General features: G+C 71.2%; 18 protein-coding genes. 9 read left to right on the forward strand and 9 right to left on the reverse strand.

What is annotated here, in order from left to right:
• The 3 genes from ACWCSU_RS26430 to atpE all read left to right on the forward strand — a co-directional run.
• A partial coding sequence (locus ACWCSU_RS26430) for a cation diffusion facilitator family transporter (RefSeq protein WP_449938405.1) occupies positions 1–729 on the forward strand: 729 nt, incomplete at its 5' end.
• Between the two features lie 151 nt (positions 730–880).
• Positions 881–2,452 carry a M28 family metallopeptidase gene (locus ACWCSU_RS26435; RefSeq protein WP_449938407.1) on the forward strand — a complete coding sequence of 524 codons (1,572 nt, stop codon included), beginning with the start codon at positions 881–883 and terminating at the stop codon, positions 2,450–2,452.
• A 198-nt stretch (positions 2,453–2,650) separates the two neighbouring features.
• Positions 2,651–2,884 (forward strand): ATP synthase F0 subunit C, encoded by a 234-nt coding sequence (gene atpE, locus ACWCSU_RS26440; protein WP_357696054.1) that lies wholly within the window; start codon positions 2,651–2,653, stop codon positions 2,882–2,884.
• Between the two features lie 135 nt (positions 2,885–3,019).
• On the opposite strand, the gene ACWCSU_RS26445 is transcribed toward atpE, so the two are convergent.
• Positions 3,020–3,877, reverse strand: a complete 858-nt coding sequence (locus ACWCSU_RS26445; RefSeq protein ID WP_449938410.1) for an NAD(P)H-binding protein — start codon at positions 3,875–3,877, stop codon at positions 3,020–3,022.
• Positions 3,878–3,963: 86 nt separating this feature from the next.
• On the opposite strand from ACWCSU_RS26445, the gene ACWCSU_RS26450 reads away from it, so the two are divergent.
• The 3 genes from ACWCSU_RS26450 (at position 3,964) to ACWCSU_RS26460 (ending at position 5,567) form a co-directional block, all read left to right on the forward strand.
• A complete protein-coding gene (locus ACWCSU_RS26450) occupies positions 3,964–4,749 on the forward strand; it encodes a helix-turn-helix domain-containing protein (RefSeq protein WP_449938412.1) in 786 nt (261 codons plus the stop codon).
• 111 nt (positions 4,750–4,860) lie between these two features.
• Positions 4,861–5,052, forward strand: coding sequence for a hypothetical protein (locus ACWCSU_RS26455; protein ID WP_449938414.1), 192 nt, complete (start codon positions 4,861–4,863; stop codon positions 5,050–5,052).
• Between the two features lie 53 nt (positions 5,053–5,105).
• Complete coding sequence (locus tag ACWCSU_RS26460) at positions 5,106–5,567, forward strand: hypothetical protein (RefSeq protein ID WP_449938416.1); 462 nt, start codon at positions 5,106–5,108, stop codon at positions 5,565–5,567.
• Positions 5,568–5,704: 137 nt separating this feature from the next.
• Here the strand turns inward: ACWCSU_RS26460 and ACWCSU_RS26465 are convergent, their stop codons facing one another.
• Complete coding sequence (locus ACWCSU_RS26465) at positions 5,705–6,913, reverse strand: acyl-CoA dehydrogenase family protein (RefSeq protein WP_449938418.1); 1,209 nt, start codon at positions 6,911–6,913, stop codon at positions 5,705–5,707.
• Positions 6,914–7,053: 140 nt separating this feature from the next.
• Between ACWCSU_RS26465 and ACWCSU_RS26470 the strand changes: the two genes are divergently transcribed.
• On the forward strand, positions 7,054–8,193 hold the full coding sequence (locus ACWCSU_RS26470) for an MCE family protein (RefSeq protein ID WP_449938420.1): 1,140 nt from the start codon (positions 7,054–7,056) through the stop codon (positions 8,191–8,193).
• 14 nt (positions 8,194–8,207) lie between these two features.
• On the opposite strand, the gene ACWCSU_RS26475 is transcribed toward ACWCSU_RS26470, so the two are convergent.
• Positions 8,208–9,410, reverse strand: coding sequence for an MFS transporter (locus ACWCSU_RS26475; RefSeq protein ID WP_357696042.1), 1,203 nt, complete (start codon positions 9,408–9,410; stop codon positions 8,208–8,210).
• An 87-nt stretch (positions 9,411–9,497) separates the two neighbouring features.
• Between ACWCSU_RS26475 and ACWCSU_RS26480 the strand changes: the two genes are divergently transcribed.
• The gene (locus ACWCSU_RS26480) at positions 9,498–10,070 is read left to right on the forward strand and encodes a TetR/AcrR family transcriptional regulator (protein ID WP_357696040.1); all 573 of its coding nucleotides are present in this window, start codon (positions 9,498–9,500) and stop codon (positions 10,068–10,070) included.
• 86 nt (positions 10,071–10,156) lie between these two features.
• Here ACWCSU_RS26480 and ACWCSU_RS26485 read toward each other — a convergent pair whose 3' ends face one another.
• Together ACWCSU_RS26485 and ACWCSU_RS26490 are read right to left on the reverse strand one after the other, a co-directional pair.
• Complete coding sequence (locus ACWCSU_RS26485) at positions 10,157–11,095, reverse strand: glucosyl-3-phosphoglycerate synthase (RefSeq protein WP_357696038.1); 939 nt, start codon at positions 11,093–11,095, stop codon at positions 10,157–10,159.
• 35 nt (positions 11,096–11,130) lie between these two features.
• The gene (locus ACWCSU_RS26490) at positions 11,131–12,603 is read right to left on the reverse strand and encodes a helix-turn-helix domain-containing protein (RefSeq protein ID WP_364104120.1); all 1,473 of its coding nucleotides are present in this window, start codon (positions 12,601–12,603) and stop codon (positions 11,131–11,133) included.
• Between the two features lie 267 nt (positions 12,604–12,870).
• Between ACWCSU_RS26490 and aceA the strand changes: the two genes are divergently transcribed.
• Positions 12,871–14,157, forward strand: coding sequence for an isocitrate lyase (gene aceA / locus ACWCSU_RS26495; protein WP_357696034.1), 1,287 nt, complete (start codon positions 12,871–12,873; stop codon positions 14,155–14,157).
• A gap of 107 nt (positions 14,158–14,264) precedes the next feature.
• On the opposite strand, the gene ACWCSU_RS26500 is transcribed toward aceA, so the two are convergent.
• The 4 genes from ACWCSU_RS26500 to ACWCSU_RS26515 form a co-directional block, all read right to left on the reverse strand.
• Positions 14,265–14,618: a hypothetical protein gene (locus ACWCSU_RS26500; RefSeq protein WP_357696032.1), complete on the reverse strand. Its 354-nt coding sequence runs from the start codon at positions 14,616–14,618 to the stop codon at positions 14,265–14,267.
• Between the two features lie 73 nt (positions 14,619–14,691).
• Positions 14,692–16,020, reverse strand: a complete 1,329-nt coding sequence (locus ACWCSU_RS26505; protein ID WP_449938425.1) for a serine/threonine-protein kinase — start codon at positions 16,018–16,020, stop codon at positions 14,692–14,694.
• Between the two features lie 220 nt (positions 16,021–16,240).
• Positions 16,241–17,077: a siderophore-interacting protein gene (locus ACWCSU_RS26510; RefSeq protein WP_449938427.1), complete on the reverse strand. Its 837-nt coding sequence runs from the start codon at positions 17,075–17,077 to the stop codon at positions 16,241–16,243.
• Between the two features lie 149 nt (positions 17,078–17,226).
• Positions 17,227–18,225 (reverse strand): alpha/beta hydrolase, encoded by a 999-nt coding sequence (locus ACWCSU_RS26515; RefSeq protein ID WP_357696027.1) that lies wholly within the window; start codon positions 18,223–18,225, stop codon positions 17,227–17,229.
• Between the last annotated feature and the right edge of the window lie 171 nt (positions 18,226–18,396).

An 18,396-nucleotide genomic window follows, 5' to 3' on the forward strand; every position in this document is an offset into this window, starting at 1 on the left:
CTCGGCGCGGCCCTGGTCGCCACCAGGATCGCCGGCCGCCCCGACACCACCGGCCGGCGCAGCTACGGCTCCTACCGGGCCGAGGTGTTCGCCTCGCTGCTGGCCGTCGTGCTGATGCTCGGCGTCGCCCTGTACGTCGTGATCGAGGCCGTCGGCCGCATCGGCGCGGGCGCCGAGGTCTCCTCCGGGCCGATGCTCGTCGTCGGCGCCGTCGGCCTCGTGGTGAACCTCGTGGCCCTGCTCCTGCTGCGCTCGGGGGCCGGCGAGAGCCTCAACGTCAAGGGCGCCTACCTGGAGGTGGTGGCCGACACCGCCGGCTCGGTCGGCGTCATCGCGGCCGGCTGGCTGGTGGCCGCCACCGGGCAGGCGTTCTGGGACACCGTCGTCGCGCTGGCCATCGGCGTGTTCGTGGCCGTCCGCGCCGTCTCGCTGGGGCGCCAGGTCTTCGCCGTCCTGGGGCAGCACGTGCCGGAGGGCGTCGACGCCGCCGCCGTGGCGGCCGACCTGGCCGCCGTCGAGGGCGTGCGCGATGTGCACGACCTGCACCTGTGGACGCTCACGTCCGGCATGAACGTGGCCACCGCCCACCTGGTCACCGCCGAGCCCGGCGACAACCACGCCGTCCTGGACCGGGCCCGCGACGTGCTGCGACGGCGCCACCACATCGCGCACGCCACGCTGCAGGTGGAGCCGGTCGACCATCAGGGCTGCGACGAGCTGGGCTGGTAGCGGACGGCGCGAGGCCCCTCCCGTTACAGGAAACTCCTGTCCGACATCGGACGACTCAGATTCTTCCCACAGGTTGATTTGTCGGCTTATGTATTCTCCTGGGCCGCTGAATCGGGAAAGACACCTGTTTATCTGAGTTCGAGGAGCTTGTATGCGCATCACCCTGCGCAGAGGCACCTTCCGCGTCCTCGCGACGGCCGCGGCACTGTCCCTGCCCCTGGCTCTCCTCCCGGCCGCCGCCCAGGCGGAACCCACGCCTGGGCCGGCCGAGAAGAAGCTGATCGAGTCGGTCACCGCCCCCGCGGTGAAGAAACACCTGCAGGCATTGCAGAACATCGCCAATGCCAACAACGGCAACCGCGCCGCCGGCACCAGCGGTCACCTGGCCTCGCGCGACTACGTCGTCGGCAGGCTCAAGAAGGCCGGCTACAACGTCACCCTCCAGCCCTTCGACATCGCCTACTTCGAGGAGAAGTCGACGGCGCTCATGGAGCGCGTCTCCCCCGGCCCGCGCGTCTTCACGCCGACCCCGCCCGACGGGTCCTCCGTCGGCGAGTTCGCCACCATGACGTACTCCGGGAGCGGTGAGGTCACCGCGTCCCTGCAGAACGTCGACCTCGTCCTGCCGCCCGGCCCGACGCCCAGCACCTCCAACTCCGGGTGCGAGGCCGCCGACTTCGCCGGGTTCACGCCGGGCAACATCGCGCTGCTGCAGCGCGGCACCTGCGACTTCGTGGTCAAGGCCAACAACGCCAAGGCCGCGGGGGCCGTGGCGGTGATCGTCTTCAACGAGGGCCAGCCGGGCCGCACCGCGACCCTGCGCGGGAACCTCGGCACGCCCGTCACCATCCCGGTGCTGGGCACCAGCTTCGACGTCGGCCAGGAACTGGCCACGACCGGCGGCGTGATCCACATCAAGACCGACACCGTCAGCGAGATGCGCACCACCTACAACGTCATCGCCGACTCCAAGTGGGGCGACCCGAACAAGGTCGTCATGTCCGGCGCCCACCTCGACTCCGTCCCGGCCGGGCCCGGCATCAACGACGACGGCTCAGGCACCGCCGCCACGCTCGCCGTCGCCGAGGCCCTGGGCAAGATCCCGACCCGCAACCGGCTGCGCTTCGCCTGGTGGACCGCGGAGGAGCTGGGCCTGCTCGGCTCGATCCACTACGTGGAGACCCTGCCCGCGGCAGAGCTGTCCAAGATCAAGCTCTTCATGGACTACGACATGCTCGGCTCCACCAACTACGCCTTCAAGATCTACGACGGCGACGACTCCGACGGCGTCGGCGCCCCCGCGGGCCCGCCCGGATCGGACGAGATCGAGAAGCTCTACGAGAAGTACTTCGACCTCCTGCACCAGGGGCACAACGGCACCGACTTCGACGGCCGCTCGGACTACGGCCCGTTCATCGAGGCCGGCATCCCCTCCGGCGGGGTGTTCACCGGCGCCGAGGGCATCAAGACGCCCGAGGAGGCCGCGATCTTCGGCGGCACCGCGGGACAGCCCTACGACCCCTGCTACCACCAGGCCTGCGACACCACCGCCAACATCAATGACAAGGCGCTCGCGCTGAACACCGGCGCGATCGCCACGGCGGCCGTCGTCTACGCCTACAGCCGCGACCTGCCCGGCCCCGACACCGCCCGCCCGGCGGCCAAGGCCCGCGCCGCGACGACCACGCTCAAGGCGACCATCGAAGGCAGGGAAACCCGCTGAACCCGTCCTTTCCGTGCGCCCGCACCGGGCGCACGGAAAGAACCTTCACCATATAGATAGATTTGTCCAGTACGTTGATCGACGAGCATTTTGCGGAGAAACTAGAGAAACGCCATATTTTCTTTCTCGCGTCCACGCGCTGGAATGGCAGCAAGACCAGCGACACACTGCTTCATCGGACGCCAGAAAGGCGGCGCAATGGAAGTACTCGCTCAAGTCTCCGGCAACATCACCGCCATCGGCTACGGCCTCGCCGCGATCGGCCCCGGCATCGGGGTCGGCATCATCTTCGGACAGGGTGTGCAGGCCATCGCCCGTCAGCCCGAGGCGTATCCACTGATCCGCCAGAACATCCTTCTCGGTTTCGTCCTCACCGAGGCGCTGGCCCTGATCGGGCTGGTCGCGCCGTTCATCTTCCAGTTCCTCAAGTAATCGCCGCCTTCGGAACGTGAATGGCGAACTCACGCTGAAGACGGGTGGCGGTGACCGTTCAGGAGTCACGCCACCCCTACGACGGAGTCACTGGCAGCAGCGTTTCCCGGTTGCCCGGGTCCTCAGGCGCCGGTGTCAGCCGGAGACGAAGGCGGCGCTGTGATCGGCCGCCCAGGTGAGGAACGTACGGGGACCACGTCCCAGCACCAGCTCGACGTCACGAGTGAGCCGGGCGTTGCCGTCCCGCGCCACCAGCCGGGAGCCGTCGACCGCGACGTCGGCGAACTCGGGATCCACCCCGGCGGCGATCAGCTGCGTGCGGTAGACCTCCAGTGGCAGGTCCATCGTCTCGACGGCCCGCCCTAGCGTCTCCCCCAGCGCCTTGGCCATGTCCCGGACGCCGAGCAGTTCGGGCCCGGTCAGCGTGAGGACGGTCCGTACGTGCTCGTCGGACGTCAGCGCCGTCACCGCCACCTCGGCCACGTCCCGCGGATCGACGACCCCCTGCCTGCCCTTGCCCGTCGTGTTCGGCACCGGCTGCCCCTGCCGGACCTGGGGAGCCCACCTCAAGGCGTTGGAGGCGAAGCTGGACGGCCGCAGTATCGTCCATTCCAGCTCACCCGCGCGCAACGCCCGCTCTCCGGCCAGATGCCAGTCCCCGACTCTGGCACCCCCATGCTCCTCTCCCGTGCCGATGGCCGAGACCTTCACCACCTTCCGCACCCCCGCAGCCTGCGCCGCCATGACCATCGCCTCGTCATGCCGAGCGAGCCACGGGCCCGGGGCACTGAGGAGGAACATGGCGTCGGCACCGCGCGCCGCTGCGGCCAACGACCCAGGATCGTCGAAATCCCCCTGGACGACTTCCACCCCCGGCAACGCCTCGACCTTCGACGGCGTCCGCGTCATCGCCCGGACACGCTCACCCTGGCCCGCCAGCAGCCGGACCACCTCACCGCCGACCGTGCCCGTGGCACCTGTGACAACAATCATGCGCCCCACCCTGTCACCCTGCCCACCAGCCCTTATAGGACTTTTCGGCACGCACGCGCATCTCGTGGCCCGGCTACCGTGTGGTCATGAGCATCGAGGTCTCGAAGACCGTGCCGGACGGTCTGCGGTCGCTCGTCAAGGCGGTGAGCGTGCTGAGGGCGGACGATCCCGCAGCGGGTGAGCGGCCGCCGCTTGTGCACCTCCCCGACCCCGACACATCCCTGATCTTCCGTACGACCTCCGCCGGGCGGAGCGACCTGCTCGTGATCGGCCCGCGCACGCGCGCCTCGTACCACGTCGGCAAGGACCTCCCGTTCTGCCTGCGGTTGCGGCTGCGTCCCGGCGCCACCCGGCCGTTGCTCGGCGTCCCGGTGAGCGAGGTCGTGGACCGGGTGGTCCCCCTCAGGGAACTGTGGGGCGCCTCCGCCGACCCGCTGGACGCCGCCCTGGCGTACGTGGGCGGTGACGACGGCCTGGCACTCAAGCACCTGGAGGCCGCGCTGTCGGCCAGGACCTCGGCGGACGGGGTGAGGGCCGAGTTGGTCCAGGCCGCCGTCCAAGCGCTGCGCGGTCGTGCGCGCGAGCGACGCGAACCGCTGCCCGCCATCGCCCGCCACCTCGCCGTCAGCGAACGCCACCTGCGCGCCCTTTTCGCCGACGCCGTCGGCCTGTCGCCCAAACGCTACGAACGCATCGAACGCGTCCGTCAAGCCCTCGCCCTCGCTCGTGCCGACGGCCCCCGTTGGGCCGACCTGGCCACGGCCACCGGCTACTACGACCAGTCCCACATGACGGCCGAGTTCCGCACGCTGATGGGCGTCACCCCGGCCGCCTACTTCGAAGGCCACCTGCCCGCCCTCCAACCCTGCTGACAGGCTCGCGGCGCAGACTTCGGATCGCACCGACGCCACCACCCCATCCCGCGGTACCGGCACATCGTCGCTCCCACCGCAAGCCGGACCACGATCCCACCATCTTCCTCGGTGGCAGAAGCCGGCCCGGACGCCCGGTCCAACGGTCAGATCTGCCGCTTCGAGGTCACCGACATCGGCTGCACGATCAAGGGCGGCAACAATAGCCTCGACAACAACCCCGTACAGTCCACCTGCGTCAATTACTTCACCGACATCCATGACGTGATGAAGGCCGTCGGCAAGGACATCCACAAGAAATGAACCTTTTGGGCCCGTCCCTTCTGTGGCGCACATGCTGCGTCCTGGTGTTGGCCGTGGCCATCTCCATGGTGGCTGGACTACGGCAGTCGCGGCCGGCCGAGCCGCCCTTTCCCGGGCAGATCGACACGGTCGAGGTGGAAGGACGGGTCCTCATCATGCAGGCGGTCAGCCGGGCGATCCCCACGAAATGCCTCAAGACCGACGAAGCCCAAGCTGTCGAGTCCGAGACGGTCGTCCGGGTCCGGGTGATGATTCGCAATGTCTGCCCGGCATCCGAGCGCACGCTGCTGGAGAAGTGGCGGGAGGAGTTGTGGCCGCGCGCCCGCCTCGACACGGGCGTCGGGGCCGTCGACGTGGCCGTCACACTCGACCGCCCCTTGGGGCGCAGGAAGGTCCTCGACGAGGAGGGCCGCGAGATCCGGGTCTGCCCGATCACGGGCTCGCGACTGAAGACCATGCAACAGTGCCTGACGAAGGTGCGGGCACCGCATCAGCGATCTGCCCGCCCGGGGTGACCGTGCGTATGCGCTCGCTGGTCGGGGTGACGTGCTCGCGTCCGTCGCCCTGGCTGAGGCGGCGGACAACTCGTGCGCGGTGGTGTGCCGCGGTGATGGACCTGCGGCACACCACTCCCATCTGACGTGCGAAGTTCTCAGCGAACCGGGAGGCCGGTGACGGCGCGGCCGATGATGAGGCGCTGGATCTCCGACGTGCCCTCGAAAATGGTGTAGATCTTGGCGTCGCGGTGGAATCGCTCGACGGGGTGTTCCCGGGTGTAGCCGGCGCCGCCCAGGATCTGGATCGCCTGCTCGGTCACCCACACCGCCGTCTCCCCCGCCACCAGCTTCGACATCGACCCCTCGGCCTGCTCGAACGGCCTGCCGTTGCGGGCCATCCAGGCCGCCCGCCAGGTCAGCAGGCGGGCCACGTCGACGCGGGTCGCCATGTCGGCGAGCAGGAACGCGATCGCCTGGTTGTCGCCGATCCGGCGGCCGAACTGCTCGCGTTCGCGGGCGTAGTCCCTGGCGTACTCGAAGCCCGCGCGGGCGATGCCGACGGCCATCGCGGCCACCGACGGGCGGGTGGTCTCGAACGTGCGCATCGCGGCCTGCCCGCCGGCGCGTTCGCCGTTGCGGACCTTGGCCAGGCGGGCCTCCAGCTTCTCCTTGCCGCCCAGCAGGCACGATCCGGGCAGGCGCACGTCCTCCAGGATCACCTCGGCGGTGTGCGAGGCGCGGATGCCGTGCTTGCGGAACTTCTGCCCCATCGACAGGCCGGGCGTGCCGGGCGGGACGACGAAGCTCGCCTGCCCGCGGGTGCCCAGCGACGGGTCCACCGAGGCGACGACCACGTGGACGTCGGCGATGCCACCGTTGGTGGCCCAGGTCTTGACGCCGTTCAGCACCCAGTCGCCGTTGTCGTGGACGGCGCGGGTGCGGATGGCGCCGATGTCGGAGCCGGCGTCGGGCTCGGAGGCGCAGAAGGCCCCGAGTTTCACGTCGTTCTCCGTGCCGAACATCTGGGGCAGCCACTCCCCCATCTGCTCCGGGGTGCCGTTCGCGGACAGCGCGGCGGCGGCCAGGCCGGTGCCGACGATGGACAGGCCGATGCCGGCGTCCCCCCAGAAGATCTCCTCGAACGCCACCGGCAGCGCCAGGCCGCTCTGCTCGAACCACTGGGTGGCGAAGAAGTCCAGCGAGTACAGGCCGATCTTGGCGGCCTCCTGGATCACGGGCCAGGGGGTCTCCTCGCGTTCGTCCCATTCGGCGCCCGCGGGGCGGATCACGTCGCGGGCGAACGCGTGAACCCAGTCGCGCACCTCGATCACGTCGTCACTGAGCTCCGGACAGAACCCGGTCATCGCGTCCACTCCCTGGCCGTTCCATGGTTACCGTTGGTAACAACCTACCGGCGAGTAGGGCCCGGCCGGAAGGTGCGAGGGTTCGGCGACTCACGGTAATGTTCTGGCCACCGTACGCCCAAGTCGATCGAGGAAGGCCGATGGACCGCCGGCTCGCCGCACTTCTCGCCGTCCTCGCGCTGGCGGCGGGATATCTGCTGCTCAGGCCGGTCGCCGGCGTCCGGGTCATCGCCTGGTTCGATGCCGCCGTGGGGCTGTATCCGGGCTCCGACGTACGCGTCCTCGGGGTGCGGGTCGGCCGGGTCACCGCGGTCAGCCCGGCGGGCGCGAAGGTCCGGGTGGAGCTGACCCTCGACGCCGGGCGCAGGGTCCCGGCCGACGCGCAGGCCGTCATCGTCGCACGGTCGCTGATCGCCGACCGGTTCGTGCAGCTCACGCCGCCGTACCGGGGAGGGCCCGTGCTCCAGGACGGCGGCACGCTGCGCGAGACCCGCTCACCCGTCGAGATCGACGAGGCGTTACGCGGCTACGACCAGCTCGCCGCGGCCCTCGCCCCGCCGGGTTCTCCACGGCCAGGCGGGGCGGGCGAGCGCGGCGCGCTGGCACGGTTGCTGCGGGTCTCGGCGGGCACGTTCGGCGGCCAGGGCGAGACGGTGGGCGCCACCGTGCGCGGCCTGTCCGACGCGGCTTCCGTGCTGGCGGGAGACGGCGACGACCTGGCCCGCACGGTGCGCGACCTCGCCACGATCACCGGCGCGATGGCCCGCGACGACGCGCGCATCCGGGCGTTCATGAAGGACCTGGCGGGCGTGTCGGCGCAGCTCGACGGCGAGCGCGAGGAGCTGCGCGCGGTGCTGCGCGAGCTGTCCTCCACGCTCACGCAGGTCGCGGACTTCGTCGAGGACAACAGGGGTGAGATCGCCGCCAACTCCCGCGATCTCGCCCACCTCACCACCCTGCTGGTACGCCAGCGCGCCTCCATCGGCACGTTCCTCGACGCCGCGCCGCTCGCCCTGAACAACGCGAACAACGCCTACGACCCGGTGAGCGCGACGTTCCGGGCCCGGTTCAACCTCAACGGCCAGACCGACGACGTCGCGATGTGGCTCTGCTCGCTGGCCCACTCCATGGGCAGCGGCTGCGAACCGCTGCTCGGCGCGCTCAACCCCTTGGCGCGGGCCCTCAACGACGCGGTGGCGATCGACACATCGTGGCTGCTGCCCGATGTGCGTGTCGATCGCCCCGATCTGTCGCTCGGCGGGCTGGTCACGATCCCCTGACCGGCCCCGCCGGGTCAGTGTCCCGTGGGGGCCGGGCGGCGGGCGGAGGCGAGGACGGCCAGGGCCGCCACGCCCATGCCGATCGCCAGGCCGTACACGAGCGGGTTGAACCCGCCGAAGGCGGCCGCGAGCTGGGGGCCGACGCTGCCGCCGACGGCGAGGGCGAAGGAGAACAGGGCGAGCGCCGTGCCGCGGGCCGGTCCGGCCTGGGCGGAGATGGCCTCGTTCATGCTGGGCAGGCCGCCGGTGATGCTGGCGACGTACACGGCCAGCAGGAGCACCAGGCCGAGCGCGCCGGCTCCGGTGAACGCGACGGCCGCCAGGGCGAGCCCGCCCATGACCAGGAACGCGGTGGCCCTGGCCGTGGTGGGGATCCGGGCCAGCCACGGCATGAGCGCCGGCATCAGCACGATCGAGGGCAGCCCGGAGGCGCGCAGCGTGAGCAGGCCGGCGGGTGATGTGCCGCCGTAGATCTGCAACCCGGTGTAGACGGCGACGAACCCGGCCATCAGCATCACCGTGGCCACGTAGCGCAACGCCAGCACCCGGTCGAACAGCAGACCGGGCACCGCCCGGTAGGCCGACAGCAGCGACCCGGCCGACTCGCGCGGCAGATCGGGCAGCATGACCGCGCGCAGGCCGAGCCCGGCGAGGGCGAATCCGGCGGCCGACAGCAGGAACAGCCCCCGCCAGCCGACCGTCTCGACCAGCACCTGCGCGGCCACCTGCAACAACACGGCCGAGGCGAGGAAGGCGCCGGTCACCGCGGCGATGGCGACCACGCGGCGCCGCGGCTCAAGCCGTTCGGCCAGGTACGCCATGCCGGCGGGCGGGAACATCGCCACCGCCACCCCCTGCACGGCCCGCAGCACGAGGGCCATCTCGGGGTTCGGGCTCAACGCCACCAGCGCGCTGGTCAAGGCGGCGAGCGGCAGGCCGGCCATCAGCAGGCGGCGGCGGCCGTACCGGTCGGACAGCGGGCCGAACACCAGGAACCCGACTCCGTAGCCGGCGCCGAACGCGGTGACCAGCCAGGTCAGGCCGCCGGGTGAGGTGTGCCAGCCGGTCGCCATGTCGTGCAGCAGGGGGATCACGATGTACAACTGCCCGCTGCACAGGACCGCGGTGAGGGTGAACGCCAACAGGGTGCGGCCGAAACGGGCGTAGTCGGTACGGACGGCCGGGGCGGCCTCCGTACGGGGAAGAGTCAGTGCCATGGCAGAGGACGGTAGCCAACCAACTAGTTGGACGTCAACTAGATAGTTGGTTTACAACCAACTAGTTGTTCGTGGCAGAATGAAGGCATGTCACCCAAGGTCTCGACCGCCGCCACCCGGGCCGCCCTGCTGGAGGCCGCCCGCGAGGAGTTCGCCGCGTACGGCGTGGCGGGGGCGCGCGTGGATCGCATCGCGGAACGCGCCGGCGTCAACAAGGAGCGCATCTACGGGCATTTCGGCAACAAGGAGAAGTTGTTCGACGCCGTCATCAACGAGGCGCTCGACGACCTGACGTCGCAGATCGCTCTGCCCGGCGCCGACCCCGTCGACTACGTGGCCCGGCTGACCGACTACTACCGGCGCCACCCCGACCTGGTGCGGCTGCTGATGTGGGAGGCGCTCAACTACCGCGGCCAGGAGCTGCTGCCCGGCCAGGAGGCGCGGGTCGAGCGGTGCGCGCGCAAGGCGGCGTCGCTGGCCGAGGGGCGCGGCGAGGAGCCGTCCGAGGCGACGGCGCGCACGCTGTTCACGCTGACCGGGCTGGCCCTGTTCCCGGCGATGATGCCGCAGCTCGGGCGGATCATCCTGGGCGACGAGGCCGACGACCACGACGCCCTGCGCGACCAGCTCACCGCCTTCGTGACCGCAGCCCTCAAGTAGCCCCGACCGACCGAAGCTCCCATGAACGAAGGGCCCGGCGCGGGTGAAGGACCGCCCTGGGCGGCTCGTGGGTGTTTGCGAGGCGGTCAGGGGCCGGACGGGCGGGGCAGGGTGAGCATCGGAGGGCGTTCGCCGATGGCGACATGGCGGGTCAGTATGTCGTGGCCGCCCTCGCACCGGCGGAACTGCGCCAGCTCCACCCCCGGCACATGCCGCCCCTCGATCTTCCCCTGACGCCGCAGCCGCGACCACGCCGCCAGCATGATCTGGGCCGCCATCCCGCCGAGCGCCTCGGTCGACTGCGGGGCGTGCTCGCGCGAGCCCAGGTCCACCTGGGCCAGGCCGTCGAGCCCGGCCAGGTCCAGCAGGTCGATGAGCAGGCCGAGCTCCACCCCGTACCCGGTGAGGAACGGCACGCGTTCCAGGGCCGAGCGGCGGCCGGCGTACTCGCCGGCGAGCGGTTGCACGAACCCGGCCAGTTCCGGCCAGTGCAGGTTGATCAGAGGACGGGCGACCAGCTCGGTGACGCGGCCGCCGCCGGTGGGAGCACCGTTCAGCGGACGGTCGTAGCAGCCCTTGGCGTAGGCGACCGTGGGATCGGTGAGCAGCGGGCCGAGCAGCCCGGCGACGAGCGAGGCGTGGAAGTGCCTGATGTCGGCGTCGGCGAAGGCCACCACGTCGCCGGAGGTGACCGCCAGCGACTTCCACAGCGCCTCGCCCTTGCCCTCCAGCGGTGCGAGTTCGGGCAGAATGTCCCGTTGGGCGTGCACGGCGGCCCCGGCCCGGGCTGCGACGCGGGCGGTGTCGTCGGCCGAGCACGAGTCGATGACGACGATCTCGTCCACGAGGCCGTCCAGCTCGCGCCGGATGACCTCGACGATCTCCCCCACGGTCTCCCGTTCGTCACGGGCCGGGAGGACCACGCTCACCGTGGTGCTCCCCTTGGCCGCCACGAGATCGGGCAGCGGCCAGTCCGCGGCACACGACGTTCGGCGATGCCACCATTTCCGCACATCAGGCAGCATGTGCGACACCTCCCCCGTTGCCCCCGCATGTCAGCTTATGCGAGGGTCGCGTGGCGCTCCAGGAAGGTATAGACGTCCGCCTCGTCCACGCCCGGGAACGACCCTGGCGGCAGGGCGGCCAGGATGTGCGAGTTGGCCCGCGCGGACGGCCAGGCGTACCCCTCCCAGCGTTCGGCCAGCTCAGTGGGCGGACGGCGGCAGCAGTCGCCGTTGGGGCAGCCGGACTTGGTGCGGTTGGTGGTCTCGCGGCCCCGGAACCACCGCGACTCCCGGTACGGCACCCCCAAAGTGATGGCGAAGTCCCGTTCCCGCGACGGATCGACGTGGGCGACGCAGAAATAGGTGCCGGTGGGCGAGTCGGAATACTGGTAGAACACCGAGAACCGGTCGGGCGAGGCGAACACCTGCCGCCCCGACCACTGCAGGCACATCCGCTGCCCCTCGATGGCCCCCTGCTCGTCGGCGGGGAAGACGATGCCGTCGTTCTCGTACGCCTTGTAGATGGTGCCGCCGGCGTCGTTGCGCACGAAGTGGCAGACGAGACCGAGGTGATGGGTGGCCAGGTTGGTGAAACGGTGGGCGGCCATCTCGTACGAGACCGCGAACACGTCGCGCAGGTCCTCCACCGACAGCGCCCGCGCCGCCTTGGCCTCCTGGAGGTAGGGGGCGGCGGCCCGCTCGGGCACGAGCACGGCGGCGGCGAAGTAGTTGGCCTCGGTGCGCTGGCGCAGGAAGTCGGCGAAGTCGCGCGGCTTACCGTGGCCCAGCGCGAGGTGGCCGAGCGTCTGGAGCAGGATCGTGCGCGGGGTGTGCATGCCGAGCTGCTCGTGCTTGACGTAGATGCGCCGGTTGCGCAGGTCGGTGATGGAACGCACCGAGCGCGGCAGGTCCTGGGCGGTGTGGACGGTGTAGCCGAAGTGCGTGACCAGGCCCTGGATCGTGCTCTGGGACAGGGCACCGGTGCGGTAGCCGACGGCGTCGAGCGCCTCGGCGGCGGCCTTCTCGATGTCGGGAAAGTAGTTGCCCACCTCGCGCTGCCTGCGCCGCAGCTCGGCGTTGGCGGCCCTGGCCTCCTCGGGCGTGGCGGTGCCGCGGGCCTGCCGGGCGCGCAGCTCGCCGTAGAGGCCGAGCAGGTGTTCGAGCACGTCGTTGGGCACGCGCGCGGACACCTTGAGCCGGGGCAGGCCGAGCCCGGCGTAGATGGGGTCGCGCTGCGCCTCCTCCAGCGCTATTTCGAGCTGGGCGCGCCGGTTGGGCGGCTGGCGGCGCAGCAGCTCCTCGACGGGGACGCCCAGCGCGGTAGCCAGGGACTTGAGCAGCGAGAGCTTGGGCTCGCGCTTGCCGTTCTCGAGCAGCGACAGCTGGCTGGGCGCCCTGCTGACGCGCGAGCCCAGGTCCGACAGGGTGAGGCCGCGCTGTTTGCGCAGGTGGCGCAGGCGCTGGCCGAACGCGAGCAGATCGAGCTCCTGCGTCAAAGACAGCGGTTCTTCGCCTAGCAGGGACGCCATGAAGGCATCTTAGACAGAAATTCGGCCCATTTTCTAGCCTTTGGGCACTCGGGGCGTGCCGCAGCGGGACGCGAGAGCCGGGTGCGGTTCCAGAGAGCGAGTGGTCTAGTCCAACAGGAAAACTTGCGTTTTCTTCTCAGTTGAATACCCGCGAGTAATGCACACACCAGAAACTTTGGACGTTCTTCTTCCAGGTGGAGCCTGTTGACACCGGCTCTCCGGGCAGATGATCGAGGTGAGCCCCAGGGGACGACAAAGGAGCGAACGATGAACGATCGCCTCAAGGGAGCTGCGGAGCAGCTGCAGGACAAGTGGCACAACGACCCTCGCTGGGCGGGGGTCGAGCGCACCTACAGCGCGCAGGACGTGGTGCGGTTGCGGGGCAGCGTCCAGGAGGAGCACACGCTGGCCCGGCTCGGCGCCGAGCGGCTCTGGGACCTGCTGCACACCGAGGACTACGTCAACTCCCTCGGCGCGCTGACCGGCAACCAGGCCGTCCAGCAGGTGAGGGCCGGCCTGAAGGCGATCTACCTGTCCGGCTGGCAGGTGGCCGCGGACGCCAACCTCGGCGGCCAGACGTACCCGGACCAGAGCCTCTACCCGGCCAACTCCGTGCCCGCCGTCGTGCGCCGGATCAACAACGCGCTGCTGCGCGCCGACCAGATCACCTGGTCGGAGGGCGCGCCGGACGCGCCGCACTGGCTGGCGCCGATCGTGGCCGACGCCGAGGCCGGGTTCGGCGGCGTGCTGAACGCGTTCGAGCTGATGAAGGGCATGATCGCGGCCGGTGCCGCGGGCGTGCACTGGGAGGACCAGCTCGCCTCCGAGAAGAAGTGCGGCCATCTGGGCGGCAAGGTGCTGATCCCGACCGGCCAGCACATCAAGACGCTCAACGCCGCGCGGCTGGCCGCCGACGTGTGCGGCGTCCCCTCACTGATCGTCGCGCGGACCGACGCACAGGCCGCGACGCTCCTGACCAGTGACGTGGACGCCCGCGACCAGGCCTTCACCACCGGCGAGCGCACCGCCGAGGGCTTCTACCGGGTGCGCAACGGCGTGGACGCCTGCATCGCCCGCGGCCTGGCCTACGCGCCGTACTCCGACCTGCTGTGGATGGAGACCGGCACGCCGGACCTGGACGTGGCCCGCGAGTTCGCCGAGGCGATCAAGGCCCGCTACCCGGACCAGCTGCTGGCCTACAACTGCTCGCCGTCGTTCAACTGGAAGAAGCATCTGGACGACTCCACGATCGCCAAGTTCCAACGCGAGCTGGGGCACATGGGGTACAAGTTCCAGTTCATCACGCTGGCCGGGTTCCACTCGCTGAACTACTCGATGTTCGACCTCGCCCAGGGGTACGCCGCCGACGGCATGACGGCGTACGTCGAGCTCCAGGAGGCCGAGTTCGCCGCCGAGGCCCGCGGCTACACCGCGACCAGGCACCAGCGCGAGGTCGGCACCGGCTACTTCGACCTGGTCAGCACGGCCGTCGCGCCCGACTCCTCGACGACCGCGCTCAAGGGCTCGACCGAAGAGGAGCAGTTCCACCACTGATCCCGCGATCTCGCCGGCCACCTCCAGGGCATGGGATGGTTCCCCCGGCGAAGGGCCGCGCCGGCTCCCCCAGCCCGGCGCGGCCCCCTTTCCTGCCTGCCGTGCGTTCAGCCGCCCTCCCGGGCCCAGGACGGCAGGTCCTGCCGCTCGGTGATGTCGCGGACGAGCTGGGCGTGCGCGTCCTCGGCCTGCTGCCTGGTGGACCAGTGCAGGCTCAGCACCTCCTCGCCGCCCGTCCCTGGATCGGCGCCGGGGGGCGACAGTCGTACGGTCGACTCGAACAGCAGCGGCACCGTGCCGCCGTCGGCCTGGTCGAGCACCAGGTGCAGGGTGCGGACGCGGAACGTTCCCGCGGCGGTGCCGACGCGGTCGTCGCCGATCGTCCGCCCGGCGCGGTCGGCCAGCAGCTCCTGCGCCCGTGCCGGGCTGATGGGGTTGCCCTCTATGTCGTAGTAGCTCATGTACGGCCTCGCTCTCGGGTGCGGTGGAGAGACCACACCTCCTCCGCTCACCTCGATCATGAGGCATGCGCGGTCAGGACGCTCCGGTGGCCGTCGGGGTGGCCGGGTCGGGCCACCCGCCGGGCCACTCGCCGGGGCCGTCCTGGGGGATCGTGCTGATCGAGACCGACGGCCGCGGGCAGTGAGGGCCCCCGGCCCCGCGGCGGCGACCGGCCGGTCCGGCACAGGGACCGGCCTCCTCCCCACCCGGATCGCCCACGTGGACGGACGGCCGGGCGCCGGTGGGCGTCAGGGTGGACCGCTCGGTGGAGCGGACGCTGACGTACGGCCGCACGACCACGGGATCGGGCGCCGGCGAGCCGCCGTCGAGGCTCAGGGCGTCCCCGCCCGAGGCGGCGATCACGGTGACGGCCGCGAGGGAGACCGTGGCCAGCGCCGCGAGGCCGGCGTGCGACAGGTGTGCTCCGGCCTTCGCCCTGCTCCTGCGCCTGGGCCCGGCCGGCGTGACGGGGGACCCCGCCGGGTACGGCACCTCGGCCCAGCTTCCGTCCAGGACGTCGCCGACCGCCTGGCGCAGGTCCCACGGATCGCCCACACCGCCGGACGCCAGCAGCGCCCGCAGCAGGTCGGCCGACCGGGGCCGGGAGCCCGGGTCCTTGGCCAGCGCCGCTTCGACGGCCGGGCGCAGCAGGGCAGGCACGCCGTCCAGGCGCGGCGGGTCGAACAGGATGCGCCGGGCCGGCACGTCCGTCCCGCCGCCGCCGAACGGATGGTGGCCGCTCGCGGCGAAGGCCACCAGGCAGCCCCAGGCGAACACGTCCGAGGGCGGCAGCGCCGGGCCGCCGGTCAGCCGCTCGGGCGCCACCCAGCCGGGGCTGCCCATGATGTGGCCGGCCCGGGTGTGGGCGGCGTGGGTGTCCACGTCGCAGGCGATGCCGAAGTCGATGACCCGCGGCCCCCTGGACGACAGCAGCACGTTGCCGGGCTTGAGATCGCGGTGCACCAGACCGGCCTCGTGCACCGCGACGAGCGCGGCGGCCACCCCGAGCGCGACGCCGTAGGCGAGGTCGGGCGTGAGCGCTCCGGCGGCCCTGACCACCTCCGACAGCGCGGGCCCCGGGAGGTACTCGGTGACCAGGTACGGGTGATCGCCGTCGGTTCCGTCCTCGATGACGGCGGCGGTGCAGAAGGGCACCAATCTGCGGGAGAAAGCCACTTCCTTGGCGAAACGCGCCCGCAACGTGGCATCGTGGAGATGCACCGGATGCGGCGTCTTGAGCGCGACCAGGCCCCCTCGTGGGTGTTCGGCCAGGTACACCACCCCCATCCCGCCCGCCCCCAGACGGCCGAGGAGAAGGTACCGGCCGATGACGACCGGGTCGCCCACCGTAAGCGGTCGCACGCCAGAAGGCATGTCGCTCGCACCACGCGCCATCCGGGCCTCGCCTCTCCTGTGTGGGACACGGCAAGGCACACTGTGGCGAGATCCGGGGGCCCTTTTCGCGCGTTTTGCGCAAGGGGTATCGGAGGTAAGACGTTCATGCCCGGAGGGTGAGTAAGGGCTGGGGTGGAACGTTCTGAAGTGGCTTTTTGTGGTGGGCGAGCTTTCGACCGTAAGGGAGTCAGGAGGCCAGTGCGCGGGCCTCGTCGGCCTCGACCTCGCGGTTCCAGTCGTTCTTGACCGCCCGCCAGCCCTCGTCGTCCACGCCGAGGCGCCAGTAGCCGGAGATGGACAGCCGCGCCATCGGGACGCCTCGATCCAGCCGCAGGTGACGCCGGAGCTCCTTGACGAAACCGGCCTCGCCGTGCACGAACGCGTGCACGTCCTCCTCGGGGAACTCCAGCGCGTGCACCGCCTCCACCAGCGCCCGGCCGACCGGCCGCTCGCCCCGGTAGAGCCAGGTGATCCGCGCGTCGGCGGCCGTGCCGAGCTTCAGCTCGTCCTCCGGGCCGTCCACCTCCAGCAGGACGTGGGCGAGAGCCCCTTCGGGCAGCGTCTCCAGGGAGGCCGCGATGGCCGGCAACGCGCTCTCGTCGCCCACCATGAGGTGCCAGCCGGCCTCGGGGTCGGGCACGTAGCCGCCGCCGGGGCCCAGCAAGAGCACGACGTCGCCGGGCACGGCCGTGGCGGCCCATGGACCGGCCAGGCCCTTGTCGCCGTGATGGACGAAGTCGAGGGTCAGCTCAAGGGCGTCGGGGTCCCACGCGCGCACGGTGTAGGTGCGCAGACGCGGCCAGAACTCGCGCGGCATCGTCTCGCGCACGTGCTTGACGCTGAAGGGCTCGGGGTACTCCACGCCCTCGTGCGGGAAGACGAGCTTCACGTAATGGTCGGTGAGCCCGCGGCAGGCGAAGTCGCGCAGGCCGTCGCCGCCGACCACGACGCGGATCATGTGCGGGGAGAGCCGCTCGGTCCGCAGGACGACGCCCCGATGGTGGTCCGTGGGCTTGTCAGCCATCACTTCAGCCCCCATGTGTTAGTTAGGTATACCTAACCTTACAGCGGGATTGACGGGCAAGGCCACCGCAAAGGCCTGGACGCCTTCCTCAGCACACAACCCCAAGCTGCGACATATCAGGCCAAGCTACCCCGACACGCCCGGCCCAGTCAGGCCGCCGCCGAATCCCCCCGAGCCGCCGCCCGTGCCGCCGCGCGGGCCGCCCGGGCCGCCACGGCCTCCAGGAACGCCGACATGTGCCGGAAGGCCAGCCGCGCCTCCGGCAGGACGTCGGCCAGGATCGGGAACGCGTGCGGCATCCGCCGCCACTCCTCGTACCTGACCGGCACCCCCGCCATGCGCGCCCGCTCGGCCACCCGCCGCGCCTCGTCCCGCAGCACCTCCGTGGAGCCGGTGACGATCATCAGCGGCGGCAGCCCGGTGAAGTCGCCGTGCACCGGCGAGACGAGCGGGTCCCACGGGTCGAGCCCGCAGGTCCAGTGGCGGGCCAGCCAGCGCACCCGGCCCGCCGGCAGCATCGGGTCCTGCCAGCGGTTGGCCCGGCGCGGGATGTCGGTCAGGTCCGCCCACGGCGACAGGCAGATCGCGGCGGCGGGCGTCGGCAGACCGCGGTCGCGCAGGGCCAGCAGGGTGGCCAGCGTCAGGTGACCGCCCGCCGAGTCCCCGGCGATGATGATGTCCTCGGCGGCGTGCCCGTTCCGCATCAGGCACTCATAGGCGTCCAGCGCGTCGGCCAGGGAGTCGGCCAGCGGATGCACCGGGCCCTGCCGGTAGTCCAGGGCGAGCACCGGCCGCCGGGCCACGGCCGACAGCCGCCAGGTGATGGGCCGGTGGGTGCGCGGCGAGCACGAGAAGTAGCCGCCGCCGTGGAAGTAGAGCAGCGCCTTGCGCTCGTCCACGCCCGGCCCGGCGCGGACCCACTCGCCGCCGCACTCCGGCCCGTCGGCCGGCGCGACGACGGCGTGCTCGGGCAGGTGCATGGGCATCAGCCGGGTCAGCTCGCCCAGGGCGGCCGCGCCGATCAGGGCCAGCGGATGACGCATCAGCACCGTGGAGGCCGGCTTCAGGGTGCCCCACATGACCGAGGTCAGGGCCCGGGCCTGCCAGCTCAAGGGGTAGTCGGGTGCTACGTCCTGGTTGATGCGCATCACGGTCCTCCACCCCTTATGTTCCCGAAACGCCCTCGGTCTACCGGCCAGTAGGGATCTCATCCCTTCTCCAGATATTCCGGATTTACGCGAAGCTCCCCGCCGACGCGCCCCGACGCCCCTCGACGCGCACGCCCGCCCGTGGCGGCGGCTCGTGCGACGTCGTCCCCG

It is taken from the genome of Nonomuraea sp. NPDC001699 (assembly GCF_053596455.1).